A 14586-nucleotide genomic window follows, 5' to 3' on the forward strand; every position below is an offset into this window, starting at 1 on the left:
TAGTTATGAAAAAAAGATATGTTGTGGTATTCATATTTAGTATGATCTCACTCTTTTATTCAGATGTTTTGGCCGAGTTGAAATACTGGCATTTTATAATGTATGGACAAAGTCTTTCAGCAGGAGCCCAATCGTATCCATTATTATCAAAAGGATCTTTGCAAAATACGTTTATGATGGGAAATCAGGTATGGTATAATTATGGAAATGTTGGGTCGAAGCCTGTAGTCCCTTTACAAATGGTTACAGTTGGGGGGGAACCTGCTGATGGATTACGCAATCGTCAAGCTGGAGTTCTGGCAGAATCTCCTTTATATGGGTTTATTACTCATTTTCAAAAAAAAACGAACTATAAATATAATAGTTTGGTTACATCTTGCGGATATCATGGCCGTACAATAGAGCAATTGTCGAAAGGATCTTCTGAACCTACTTTATATGGATGTTTTCAGAATGCAATTAATTCTGCATCTGTTGCTGTGAAAGCTCAGGAATCTGAAATAATGTGTCCTGCGATATTTTGGTTACAAGGTGAAAATAATTATTCAACTTCTTATCCGGGATATGTATCTGGAAGTTTATGTACAGATGATAAAGATGAATATAAAGAATGGTTGCTTCGTTTGAAAAATGATATGCAACAAGATATTCGAGATTTGTATTTGCAGGAAATTTCACCTATGTTTATTACGTACCAAACCGGAGGGCAGTATATTAAAAATAAGGAGCTCTCTATAAGTATGGCACAATTAGAAGCAGCGAATACTTATTCGGATATTGTATGTGCTGGTCCGGTATATCCAATGACAGATAGAGGAGGGCATTTGGATCCGAATGGTTACCGTTGGTATGGAGAAATGTTGGGAAAAGTTTTTTATAAAACGCAAATTGAAGGAAAAAATTTTTCACCGCTACAACCGAAAGCTATTTATCGTACGGAAAATCCGAATGAGTTGAAAATACAGTTTCAAGTTCCTGTATTGCCCTTAGTCTTTGATGAATATCTAGTAGAAAAACAAGACAATTATGGATTTGAATTGTATCTCAATGGACGTAAGTGTTCTATTAGCTCAGTTAGAATAGAAGGCGATTGTGTGATTTTGTCATCTAATTATTCTTTTGTAGGAAAAGAGATGAGTGTTTCTTATGCAGGAATGGGGACGAATGGGCATGGAAATTTACGTGATAGCGATGATTATTCGGCTTATTTGAATTATATTGATTTAGATGAAAAAAATGGCGATGGTAGTTATCTGTATTCTCGAGATGCGACAGAATCGACTTTACGACCTAGTTATGAACCTCAGGATAAAAATGGGATAATATATGGCAAAACTTATCCATTATATAATTTTAGCGTTTCATTTTATTATATCTTAGGAAAAGATGAAGATTGCCATTTCACAAGTATTGATGAGATATTGATAGATAAAGAGAGAGTTAATGTATTTCCGAATCCTACGACGGGAAGAATTTCGATTAGGGGGGTATCTCCGTATTCACAGGTAGTTTTATATGATTTGTATGGTAAGCAATTGGCTCTTACATCTGCTAAGGATATTGATTTATCATCTTATCATAAGGGTATATATTTTGTAAAAACGGAGAAAGGAATGATAAAAATTATAAAAAAGTAAATTTATGTATAATATAGCATATAAGGTATTCGGATGGGGCATTTGGGTTTTATTGTGTATTGGACAAGCCGGAGCACAAACGTTGAAGTATATTGATGCGGATAGGTTGCTTATGGTCGGTAAAGCAAAGCCTTCTGAAGAATATTTTCATCGGATCGATACGGCTTTATATAGAAATTTACCTCCTAAAGTGAAATATCTTTCTACGTTTTCTTGCGGATTGGCTATCGGCTTTATGACGAATAGTTCGGTGATTGCTGCTGAGTGGGAAGTAAAACCAGATAAACCATCTCCGAATTTATCTGCTATTGCACATAGTGGATTGGATTTATATATTGAGCGTAATGGAGTATGGGAGTTTGCTGGGGTAGGTAAGCCAGAATTGAACGGCACTCGTAGCAAAAGCATAATTGTGCAGGAGATGGACGATACTCCGAAAAAATGTCTTCTTTATCTCCCTTTATTTAGCGAAACTAAAACATTGAAAATAGGGGTGGAAGAGGGTTCTGAGATAGTGGCGTTACCGTATCCGTTTGAGAAAAGAGTCTTAGTTTATGGGTCAAGTATTGTGCATGGAGCTGAAGCTTCGAGAGCCGGAACCACTTATGTAGCTAAACTATCTCGGCGTACCGGTGTTGATTTTATCAATTTGGGTTTTAGTGGAAATGCTCGTATGGAGAATAGTATGGCTGATTGTTTGTCCGATATAAAGGCTGATGCTTATATTTTAGATTGTGTCCCCAATGCTACGGCTCAGCAGATATCTGAACGTACGGCTTATCTGGTTGAAACGATCCGGAACAAGCATCCGGAAGCTCCTATTATTGTCATGCAGAGTATTGCTATGGATATAGGCAATTTCAATTTAAAGATAAAAAGCGATTTACGGATAAAAGATGAAACTATACGAAATGAAGTAGAAAAACTTTGCAAAAGAGGTGTGAAAAAACTCTATTTCATTGAAGGAAAAGATTTGATAGGAAAAGACCATGAAGGAACAGGTGATGGTATACATCCGAATGATTTGGGATTCGAACGTATGGCTGCTTATTTAGAACCAAAACTAATGGAAATATTAAATAATAATGAATGATTGCAAATAAAATTTGTAATCAAAAGAAAGTAACCTATTGTCCTGTAAATAAGGAATAAAGAACAGGAAGATACGAAATAGAATTATAAAAATAAAAAAGAACCGATTTATGATGAGACAAAATTTATTGACACTGATTGCTTGCTTTTTTGTATTTCAGTCTTTTGCCTATTCAGTTGATGTAACCACATTAGGAGCTAAAGGAGACGGAATAACTGATAATACGGCTATTATACAAAAGGCTATAGATGATTGTTCTGCTCGGCAAGGGGGAACTGTGGAGATACCCGCCGGTAAATTTCTAACGCGAACACTCTTTCTGAAATCAGATGTAAACTTGCATTTGCAATTTGGTGCAGAGTTATTGGGAAGTACAGATTTGGAGTCTTATCATAAAGTGTTTCCTAATCTCAAAGGAAAAGAAACTCCCGCACTGATCTTTGCTCGGAATGCCCGGAATATTGCAGTGACAGGTTTGGGCACAATTAACGGACAAGGGGCTCATCCTAACTTTCAACATGGAAATGACTCTAAAGGTGGTCCGAGACGACCTAAAATAATTTACTTTATGAGTTGCAATAATGTACGAGTACAAGATGTAACATTACGCAATTCGGCGTATTGGACGCAAGATTATGAAAAATGTGATGGGGTTATTGTGAGAGGAGTGAAAGTATATTGTCATTCTAACTGGAATAACGATGGTCTTGACATTGATAGTCGTAATGTTGTGGTGTCAGATTGTTATATTGATTGTGACGATGATGCACTATGCCTTAAAAGTGATACCGATACACCTTGTGAAAACGTAACAGTAACTAATTGTGTATTGAAAACAAATTGTAACGCTATAAAATTCGGGACATCTTCATATAGTGGATTTAAGAATGTGACAATATCTAATTGTGTGATTGATAGGGCTTCAGAAGATCATATTCGTCAGTGGTATAAAAATTATCCTTGGCTTGGAACTAAAGATAAGACTGTGGTGGCAGGAATTGCTTTGGAGTCAGTAGATGGAGGATTAATGGAGAATGTTATCATTTCTGATATTGCGATGCGTGCTGTGCAGACACCCATATTTGTTCGATTGGGTGACCGCAAGAGGACTTTTTCTAAACAGATGAGCCGTATCAATGATGTGATGATAAGCCGTGTTGTCGCTCGTAGCGAAAGCAAGGTAGCCTGCTCTATTACGGGAGTTCCCGGAGGGGACATCCAGAATTTAACTATAAGTGATATAACATTGGTTACTGATGCAGAAGTAGGTAAAGATGAAATAAAAATGGAAGTACCAGAAGCAATAGATAAGTATCCTGAGAATAGAATGTTTGGCTCTATTTTGCCGGCATCGGGTTTTTACATACGTCATGCCGATGGTATTACCTTGTCCAATATAAAGATGATTACTAAGAATAAAGATGAAAGGCCGATGTTCTATCTTGATGATGTCAAAAATTTTGTACAGACAGGATGTACGTTTAACGGTGCTAAACCTACGTTGAAAAAGAAATGAGAAAGTTAAGTCTGTTATTCTTTTTTGTTTGTATTTCGTGGGTTTGTGTGGCGCAACCTATGAGACAAATGATACAAGTCTCGGTCGTTCCAGACAGTGAGACCTGGCTATATCCGTTAGGTAAAGATGCCTGTTTCACAATAACGGTGACTAAAGATGGAATTTTGCAAAAAGGGGTAGAGGTCCGGTATGAGCTGTCTCGGGATATGATGGAGCCTTTTAAGGAAGAAACAATAGTTTTGAAAAATGGCAAAATTACGGTAGATGCCGGTTCTTTGCGTACTCCCGGCTTTTTACGTTGTCGTGCGTTTGTGGAGGTAGGGGAAAAAATGTATGAGGGGAGGGCTACGGCAGGGTATGAGCCTCAGAGTTTGAAACCTACTACAAAGATGCCGGCTGATTTCCTGGATTTTTGGGAGAAAGCTAAACGAGAGAATGCAGATGTACCAATGGATGCCCGGTTACGTTTATTGCCGGAAAGATGTACATCGAAGGTGGATGTATATGAACTGAGTGTCCAGAATTTTCAGTATGGGAGCCGCATGTTCGGAATACTTTGTATCCCGAAAGGAGATAAAAAATATCCTGCATTGTTACGTGTGCCCGGAGCTGGAGTACGTCCTTATGAAGGACATATAGCAGAAGCTGAAAGAGGATATATAACGTTGGATATGGGGATACATGGAGTCCCGGTAACAATGCCGGCTTCGGTATATCAAGATTTGCGTTATGGCCCGTTGGACAGCTATTGGAATTTTAATTGGGATAATCTTGAGACGGTTTATTATAAGCGGGTATATATGGGGTGTCTCCGTATGGTCGATTACATATATAGTATGTCAAAATTCAACGGAGATTTGATTGTTTACGGTGGTAGCCAAGGTGGGTTATTATCGTTGGTAACTGCTGCATTGGATGATAGGGTAATGGGATGTGTTGTATTCTATCCTGCATTGGCTGATGTAAATGGTTATTTGCATGGTCGTGCAGGGGGATGGCCACATTATTTTAAGGAGAAAGATTATGCAGATGTTACTATCCGAAGAAAAGAAGAGGTTATTGCTTATTATGATGCTGTCAACTTTGCAAGGATATTAGATAAACCGATTTTTATCTCTTTTGGGTATAATGATATGGTATGTCCACCTACAACATCATACGCTGTATATAACAGTATTCTATCACCGAAGACGTTTATTCCAGCACCGGAGACCGAGCATTATAATTATCCAGAATTGTGGCGAGAAGCTTGGATGTGGGGAGAGAAACTCCTGATGGAGAATAAGAAATAAATGTTTAATTTTTATATACTTAAGTATCATGAGAACGATGAGAATGTTTAATGGTTTTAAATATTGGATGGTATCCTGTATTTTTTGTTCGGGAGTCTCATTCAATATGTGGGCTGCCGGTTTTGCTTCTGGTACAGGAACGGTAGAAGACCCGTATGTGGTAAGTACAGCCGACGAGCTGAATAGTGTAAGGGATAATTTGAGTGCCCACTATAAATTAGGTGCCGATATTGATTTGGCAAATTGGATAACAATTAATACTCCTGCGACAGGATGGGCTCCTATAGGAACAGATACATCACCATTTGTCGGAACTTTTGACGGAAATGGCCATGTGATAGAAAATATATGGATAGATGCTGATGCAGCTAATGTCGGGTTATTTGGAGTTATCGGTGGAGATGTTACCATACAGAAATTAGGAGTGATTGTTGCTGATGGGAAAAAAATAACAGGGAGTAGTAATGTAGGTATTCTAGTTGGGTTATCTACAGGTGTTGGAGGAACTAAGCAGACTTTGATACAGGAGGTCTATGTTTCAGGAAATGTAGAGTCGAAAGGTACACTTGTCGGTGGTATTGTAGGACGGAACAATAACCAACATATAACTATTACCAACTCTTACGCAAAAGGAAATGTATATGCTACAGCCGACGGTGTCGGTGGGATTATCGGTAGTTCGTATGGTGGATGTACGGTTCTTATAGAAAAGTGTTATGCATTGAATAATATAACAGTTGATGGTGGAGGTTCTACAGGAGGCATAATGGGTACAGTCAGTGCATCCGATGGTGCAGTTGCACAGATGGAGGCAACTATATCGAACTGTGTAGCTATTAATAAAAGATTGTCGGTTAAGGATGAAACGCCTAATCGTATATTTACTTGGGCAAAACAAGAGAAAATAACGTTGACTAATAATTTTGCATTTTCCGGTTGTACCATTAATGACGCTCCATTTTCAAGTAGCGACGCCAATGGTAAGAACGGACAGGATAAGAGTGCTGAAGAGTTGGCTACTCAGTCGACTTACACTAATTGGGATTTTGAAACTGTCTGGACCATGGGAAATGAATCGTTTCAGCTTCCGGTATTGAAGAATGTTTCTTTAACTAAACAGCCGGTGGATGAATATAATTTGGGAATAGAATCTGATAATCCGTTTGTAGATCTTGTACCTAAAGGTGGGGAGCTAAATGTAGTGGAGTCTTGTGGTGTTTCTAATAATGGACGAGATGATGTTACTGATTTGATACAACAAGCTATCGATGCTTGCTCAATGAAACAGGCAACGGTTGTGATTCCCAGTGGCCGTTATGCTATTCGGCCCATATTCCTGCGTTCCAATATGACGCTGAAACTTGAGGAGGGTGCCCAGTTAATCGGTAGTCGTAATATCGAAGATTATCGTGCTGTATTTCCTAATGCCGGAGCTATTGAAACCAGTGCATTAGTTTTTGGAAAGGGAATAGAAAATGTGAAGATAATAGGTAAGGGTATCATCAACGGTCGTGGAGATGCTCCGGATTTTGATTTTGGCAATGGAAAGGGTGATAGGCCTAAAGTTCTTCATCTTGTGGAATGTAAAAACGTTGTAGTTGAGGATGTTACTTTGCAGAATTCGGCGTTTTGGACAGCCCATTTCTTAATGTGTGACGGAGTGAAAATAAAAGGCGTGAAGGTATATAGCCACACTAATTGGAATAATGATGGGATAGATATTGATTCTAAGAATGTAGAAATAGAGAATTGTGATATAGATTGTGATGATGACGGTATTTGTATGAAGAGTGACCGGGGAATTATGGTGGAGAATGTAACAGTGAAGAATTGTACTATTCGTACCAATTGTAATGCCATTAAATTGGGAACAGCCGGTAAGACCGGATTTAGAAATATTACTTATACCGATTGTGTTGTAGAAAGAGCCAGTGAAGATAACTTCCGTAAACATTATGAGAACAGTAAATTGTCATTCTGTGGTATAACTCTTCAGGGACCATCTGTCATATCAGGTATAGCATTGGAATCTGTAAATGGTGGTATATTGGATGGTGTGAATATTTCCAATATACAAATGAAGGATGTACATACGGCTATTTTCCTGCGTTTAGGAAAACGTGAAGGTTCTGCACAGATGAGCCAGTTGAAGAATGTTACTATATCTAATGTTACAGCAACATGTGTTAGTAAAGTGGCCAGTGCTATTGTCGGAGTGCCGGGAGGAATTATCGATAATGTGCTGATTAAGGATGTCGAGATTACGTTGCCGGGTGGCGGTACAGTGAATGATGCTAATGCCAATGTACCAGAGCTTGTCGATGCTTATCCCGAATCTAATATGTTTGGTACCCCATTTCCTGCATATGGATTTTATGTGCGTCATGCTAATGACGTAAAATTTGATAATGTCAGATTCAATTTGACAAATGCTGATGCTCGTCCTGATTATGTATTTGTTGATGTAACCAATCATGAAGTAACAGATATTGCTCAGGTTCTTGAAGATAAAGATATTGTTATCACTACTGACGGCGGTCGTTTGAATATATCTTCCTATATCGAAGGAAATATCGAAGTGGATGTATTCGATATTTCGGGTAAGGTGGTTTATACTACTCAGCAGGTAGCTATAGGAGGTGTTACGATAGAAGTTCCTGAACGTGGAGTATATTTGGTTTCGGTCCGTACCGCAAAAGGAAGTATTATGCGTAAAGTGATGTGTATGTAAAGGATTAAAGGCGAGAGTGGAAAAGAGTGGGAAGTAAAGGGTGATACTTTGCTTTTCACTCTTTTTTGTTACGATTATCATTAGAGTTTGAACGGAGTCGTTATTTGATAATCATATTGAAAAAATGCAAGTATACAGATATCAGTTATTTTGGTTAACTTATTGGTAATTTGGAGGTAGATATAACAATTATATTGAAATTAACATAAAAAATACCTAAAAATTGCGATTGTTTCTATATGGAGTTGTGTGTAGTTTCGCACGTCACAAAATATAGAGAGAAAATGGGACGAGAAAGAATTATAGTTACTCTTTTCATATATATAATTTCCACTCTATCCGCGTATACACAAACTTCTTTAGATAAAGTTATTCTTAGCGGGAGTATAAGGGATGCACAGACGAAAGAAATATTGCCCTATGCTACTGTACAGATAAAAGGAATAAAAAATTACGCAACTGTTGCCGATGACGAAGGGAATTTCAAAATAACAGGAATACAACCCGGAGAATATGATATCTATTTTTCGTACATTGGTTATAAAAAACAGAAAAAACATCTTGAACTTAAAAAGAATCTTTATCTCACAGTCAATATATATTCCAGTAATCAGTTGCATGAGGTGGTTGTAACTGCTACTGAAGCAAGAGGACCTGTTACTGCTTCTATTATTGATCGTTCGGCTATGTCTCATTTACAACCGACCAGTTTTACTGATTTGTTGGAACTTTTGCCCGGAGGAATTTCTAAAGATCCGAATATGGGTGCAGCTAATACTATTAATTTACGGGAAACAGGGACAACCGATGCGAATGGGAATGCAACCAATAATCCCGATTATGCCATTACTTCTCTTGGAACACTGTTTGTAGTTGACGGGGCTCCGATTAATACGGATGCTAATTTGCAATATTCTCCATTGTCAAATACTTATTCTTCAGGAGATAACAACAATGCGGAAAATAAGCGAAATATAACTAATCGAGGTGTAGATATGCGGGCTATCTCGACGGATGATATAGAAAGTGTGGAGATTATCAGGGGTATTCCTTCTGTGGAGTATGGAAATTTGACCAGTGGGGTTGTCAATATTAAGAAGATAAGAAAGGCAACTCCTTTGGCCGCCCGTTTCAAGGCTGATGGATATAGTAAACTTGTTGCTGTAGGAAAAGGTTTTATTGTCCCAGGCAACCAGGATTTGATTGTCAATTTGGATGGTGGTTATCTTAATTCAAAGGTCGATCCGACCAATAAACTTGAGAATTATCAGCGTATCAATGCTTCAATTCGTCTTACTTGGAATTGGAAAAAAGAACGATGGGTGATGAGATGGGCCTCTGCATTTGATTATACGGGTTCATTTGATAATAGTAAACAGGACCCGGAACTTAATTTTGGTCGTATTGATGAGTATAAGTCCGTCTATAATCGTTCGGCTTTTACGAATAATTTAGAGTGGAAATTCCCGAAATTAAGTTTTTTGAAGCTGGTTGAGCTAAATTCTGCAGTTAGTATGCAAGTAGACCGATTGACACAAACCCGTTTGGTATCACCTCAACGTTATGGTTTGGCCCCTACGAGTACTGATGCCGGAGAACATGATGCCCAGATTTTGTTTTCTGAATATATGGCCGACTATTTGAGTGAAGGGAAGCCGTTCAATACATACGTCAAGTTGAAGAGTGAATTCAATGTGAATCCGGCCGGTGTGCGTAATAACATTAAAGTCGGTGGACAATGGGATTATACAAAAAATTATGGACGTGGCCAAGTATATGATTTAGGGCATCCTCTGTCTGCTGTGGGGGATTGGGATTCTCGTCCTCGGGCTTATAAGGACATTCCGGCAATACAAAATCTGTCTTTTTTCCTTGAAGATATGATTACCAAAAATTTTTGGAAAAATAAATTGGAACTTCTTGCTGGAGTCCGTACTAACTCTTTATTGGGTTTAGATGAAGCTTATTTGCTCAAAGGAAAGGTTTATTTGGACCCTCGTTTTAATGCTCAGTGGACATTTCCGGGGATAAAAATAGGAAAACATGATTTGGTTTTTGCTTTGGCAGGAGGCATAGGATGGACAACAAAGATGTCTACACTGAATTATTTATATCCAGATAAACGTTATAATGATATTACTCAATTAGCATATTATGATGATAAAAAACCGGTAGAGAACAGTCGGTTTACCGTCTTATCTTATATTCAAGACCAGACTAATTACAATTTGAAACCGGCCCGGAATAAAAAATGGGAGGTTCGGACAGATATCAGTTATAATGGCAATCGCTTGTCCGTCAGTTATTTTAGAGAAATTACATCATCCGGTTTCCGCTATTCTAATGTATATGCTCCGTATAGTTATAAAGATTACGATGAAAGTTCGATAATAAGCAGTGAGTTGCAAGGACCACCGATATTGGAGAACATTCCTTATTCTGAAAAAAGCAAATTGGATTATTACCGTCGTGCGGAAAATGGCAGTCGATTGGAAAAGGAAGGTGTTGAATTTCAGTTTACATCGCAACGAATAAAACCATTACGCACAGCAGTGAATATAACTGGAGCGTGGTTTAAGTCAGTATATACAAATAGTTTGCCAATGTATTATGCCGTTAGCGATGTCGTAGATAATGTTATTGTACAGGATAATTATATCGGTTTATATAATTGGAATGACGGGCAGATAAATCACCGGTTCAATACTAATTTTATGTTGGATACACAGGTCCCTGAATGGGGATTGATTTTTACATCATCAGTTCAGTGTGTATGGTATACCCAACGTCAGTTACAAAGAAAAAACGGAATCCCGGTTTCTTATATCGATGTTTCTGATGGAGAGTTGCATCCGTATACGGAAGAGTCTAAATCAGATGCTATTTTACAGCATTTGATACTGAATTATAATGAAGACAATTTTAGGCCGATGAAAATACCGATGGCTTTGTATGTCAATTTTAAGGCGACAAAAAGGATTGGCAAGCATTTGAGTTTAGCTTTTTTTGCTAATAAGCTGTTGGATTATACCCCCGATTACCAATCGAATGGTTTTACTATTCGGCGAAATGTAGACCCGTATTTTGGAATGGAATTGAATTTTACTTTATGAAATAATAAAAATACAATAAATATGAAATTGAAATTTATATTGTTTATCACTCTTTTCTCTGTTGCCTTTGTTTCGTGCCAGGACGAGATGGATGTGCCACGTACTACGACGGGAGTTACTATTGTGTATCCAGATAATGTTCAGGCTTTGACAATACTGGAAGAGACTCTTGTGTTTACAAATGTCTCGACAGGCGAAAATGTTACAGTTCCCGTAAATGAAAATTTCGATTTACCCAGAGGATTGTATAATTGCTCGTATAAGGCAGATGTTACTTACCAAACAACGTCAGAAGGTGCAACCAGCAATCCCGACGAAGGAGAAGCCGGAGACGACCATACTCAGGAGTCTGAGACTGTCATAATGCAGGGAAAATTGTCGGGAAAACTTGAGTCTGTAGAGATAAATAGCAATGAGAAATTAAATTTGTCTATAGAAACATTTTTGTTTAGTGATAAAGATGATTTTATCATAGAGGAGATATTTTTTACCGGAACGTTACGTTCGTCAGGTTCTCAATATTATGGAGATTCTTATGTCAAAATATATAATAATACGGACCATGTCCTTTATGCCGATGGATTAGCTCTTTGTGAGTCGAAATTCAAATCTACACAGTATTTCGATTATACCCCTGATATTCGGAAAGATACATTTACCGTATGGGCTATATATGTAATACCAGGGAGTGGAAAAGAACATCCGGTACAGCCGGGCGAAAGTCTCATTTTATGCGATACAGGTATAGACCACCGTAATGCTAACCCTAATTCATTTGACTTGAGTGCTGCTGATTTTGAATGGTATGATGAGTCGACAAAGCCATCCCATATGGATATTGATAGTCCTACGGTTCCTAACTTGGATAAATGGTATTGTTATACATTGAGTTTTTGGGTACTTCATAATCGAGGTTTCTGTTCGTATGCACTTGCTCGTATTCCTATCGACAAGGAGACTTATCTACGGGATTATTATTATACATACAGTTATACAATGTATCTGCCGGCCGGAACGTTTCCGATGCAGCAATCAGCTTATAAAATTCCGAATTCATGGATTGTAGACGGGGTTAATTGTAGTGTGGAGGCTGCGCGGGTTTGGGACATTTTGCCGCCGAATGTTGATGCTGGGTGGACCCATTGCGGAAAGATAGACCATGATAAGGAGCGTTACTTCAAGAGTGTACGTCGCAAAGTTGCAGGGTTTGAAAATGGACGTTGTATTCTTCAGGATACGAATAATTCCAGTGATGATTTCAATACAGAATGTGTTCCTTCTATTATAGAGCAGCAGGGTACGGCAAAAGATGCCCAGGGGACCAAAGCATCTACTGTAACATGGGATGGGGTTATGCCGAAAACTGAAAGTAATAAGTGAAAATGATGAGGAAAGAGCTAAATATAGTATTTCTTGTGATATTCGTTCCTGCATTTTTGTCTTCTGTATGGGCTGAAAAAAAAGATACAAAAAAAGAAGGTACTCCGGTGCTGCAACGAATAACCGAAAATTCCTCAGTATATACGAGTTTTTTTTCTTTGCCCTATAATAATCCTGTGATGAAATACAGAATGTATGATTATACTTTAAATGAGGTCTCAGTGGGAGGCGATTATAGGAATGAAAGTCTGCCTATTGTCGTGCAAATGGGGGATGGTTTTCGCTATGGTTTTGTAGATGTAAACTCTTTTATCAATAAGAGAAAAAGTAGCATGTGGGGGAAAGCGAGTTACCGGAATGGCATACAGAAGAATGTGAAATGGAATGAAACTTCAGATTATCTTTTACTTTATCCATATGTTATGGGTGATACATTGGGTGGAGATTTTAAGTCTGAACGATATTATTTTGGGGGAGGATATACTGCAGAAAGCGGTCGTTTTATTTGGGGGGTAGATGCTTCGTATAGTGCTACTCTTGGATATCGACAGGTCGATCCCCGTCCACGTAATGTAACAGGAGAGCTTGATTTTACTCTTGGTGCAGCTTTGACCGAAGTTGGTTATTACCGGGTCGGGCTTTCTGTAAATGCTTTTAAGTATAAACAGAAAAATGATATAAAGTTTTACAACGAACAGGGAAATGTGACTCTTTATCATTTTACCGGGATGGGCATGGATTATTATCGTTTTAGAGGGGAAAAGAAGGAAACGTATTATAAAGGGCATAGATTTGGAGGAAGTCTGAATTTGCTTCCTGAAACTAAAAGTGGATTTACAGTAAATGTATCATTTGATAATTTCCGTTTTGAAAAAATTATATCTTCTTTGAACGAATTGCCAATGGCCAAAGTTGATGAGTATACGTGGAAGGCTGAGGTGGGCTATAAACAGAAAAATGATAATCGGTTTTGGGGTATGAAAACCAATGTCTCAAATAATCACCGGAAAGGTACGGAAAATCTTTTTGGGGATCCGGCTAATGATATTTATCCCTTGATAGCCTCGGCTCAACAATATAGTAGCAAACAGGCGGAATATACTCTTTCCGGATTTTACGAAAGTGGTGCGTCTGCAAATTTCGGTTGGGCAGTTTGTCCTAATGTGGGATTCCATCAAGTATCAGTTCGTTATATTTACCCAATGAGGACACTGGATAATGACAGGCTCAACTCTTCTGCCATGGTGCGAATATGGAAACAGATAAGACGAGCTTTGTTGAGAGTTGATGGTCAGGTCCGCTATTCGGCATCGCTAAATTCTCAATTGCAGTTATCTGATATTGTAGATAAAAAGACATTGACGCCGTTATACTGTAATTATAGATTCTTGTCTACTGACTATATTTTTCTTCAATTGGCTTTGAGAAGTGATATTGCAATTAATAGACGTTGCGCCCTTTATGTTACGGCATATTGGCAACGTGGTTGGTATACTGATAAGGTATATACAGATGGAATATCAGCCGTAATCGGTGTTGCTTTTTAGTATATAGAAAATACCATATTTATTTAATTTTATGTAATAATTACCAATTATTAGGTATTTCCTTTGAATTCGTTTTGCACTTATTTTGCCCTTAGTATATATTATACATAAAAACTAATTTTTATAAAGGGGAAATAAATTATGAGGAAAATTTTACTGTCTGTTAGTTCTTTGTTGTTTACTGTTGCTGTGGCGGCTCAAACTGAGATAAACAAGGACACGCTATCTGGGAATTGGGCTGTCTTATCGGGAGGCCCTGGAATGGATATGGTAGGGC

8 protein-coding genes are annotated in these 14586 nt (G+C 38.0%); all 8 read left to right on the forward strand.

Going from position 1 to position 14586, the window contains the following annotated elements:
• The first annotated feature begins 5 nt into the window (after positions 1-5).
• The 8 genes from BN2628_RS15120 to BN2628_RS15155 all read left to right on the forward strand — a co-directional run bounded on the left by BN2628_RS15120 (position 6) and on the right by BN2628_RS15155 (position 14309).
• Positions 6-1637 carry a T9SS type A sorting domain-containing protein gene (locus BN2628_RS15120; RefSeq protein WP_055098658.1) on the forward strand — a complete coding sequence of 544 codons (1632 nt, stop codon included), beginning with the start codon at positions 6-8 and terminating at the stop codon, positions 1635-1637.
• Between the two features lie 4 nt (positions 1638-1641).
• The gene (locus BN2628_RS15125; protein WP_055098659.1) at positions 1642-2730 is read left to right on the forward strand and encodes an SGNH/GDSL hydrolase family protein; all 1089 of its coding nucleotides are present in this window, start codon (positions 1642-1644) and stop codon (positions 2728-2730) included.
• A 109-nt stretch (positions 2731-2839) separates the two neighbouring features.
• Positions 2840-4246 carry a glycoside hydrolase family 28 protein gene (locus tag BN2628_RS15130; protein WP_055098660.1) on the forward strand — a complete coding sequence of 469 codons (1407 nt, stop codon included), beginning with the start codon at positions 2840-2842 and terminating at the stop codon, positions 4244-4246.
• Entirely contained in the window at positions 4243-5538 is a 1296-nt protein-coding gene (locus BN2628_RS15135; RefSeq protein WP_021930114.1) for an acetylxylan esterase, read from the forward strand. Before BN2628_RS15130 ends, BN2628_RS15135 begins: the two co-directional genes overlap by 4 nt.
• Before the next feature lie 28 nt (positions 5539-5566).
• Positions 5567-8269, forward strand: a complete 2703-nt coding sequence (locus tag BN2628_RS15140; RefSeq protein WP_257606511.1) for a glycosyl hydrolase family 28 protein — start codon at positions 5567-5569, stop codon at positions 8267-8269.
• 284 nt (positions 8270-8553) lie between these two features.
• Positions 8554-11382: a TonB-dependent receptor gene (locus BN2628_RS15145; protein WP_044227354.1), complete on the forward strand. Its 2829-nt coding sequence runs from the start codon at positions 8554-8556 to the stop codon at positions 11380-11382.
• A 21-nt stretch (positions 11383-11403) separates the two neighbouring features.
• On the forward strand, positions 11404-12762 hold the full coding sequence (locus tag BN2628_RS15150) for a DUF4876 domain-containing protein (RefSeq protein ID WP_055098666.1): 1359 nt from the start codon (positions 11404-11406) through the stop codon (positions 12760-12762).
• A 2-nt stretch (positions 12763-12764) separates the two neighbouring features.
• Positions 12765-14309, forward strand: a complete 1545-nt coding sequence (locus BN2628_RS15155; protein ID WP_052431469.1) for a DUF6850 family outer membrane beta-barrel protein — start codon at positions 12765-12767, stop codon at positions 14307-14309.
• Positions 14310-14586: the final 277 nt, after the last annotated feature.

This window comes from Gabonia massiliensis, from assembly GCF_001403595.1.
Classification (GTDB): domain Bacteria; phylum Bacteroidota; class Bacteroidia; order Bacteroidales; family Coprobacteraceae; genus Coprobacter; species Coprobacter secundus.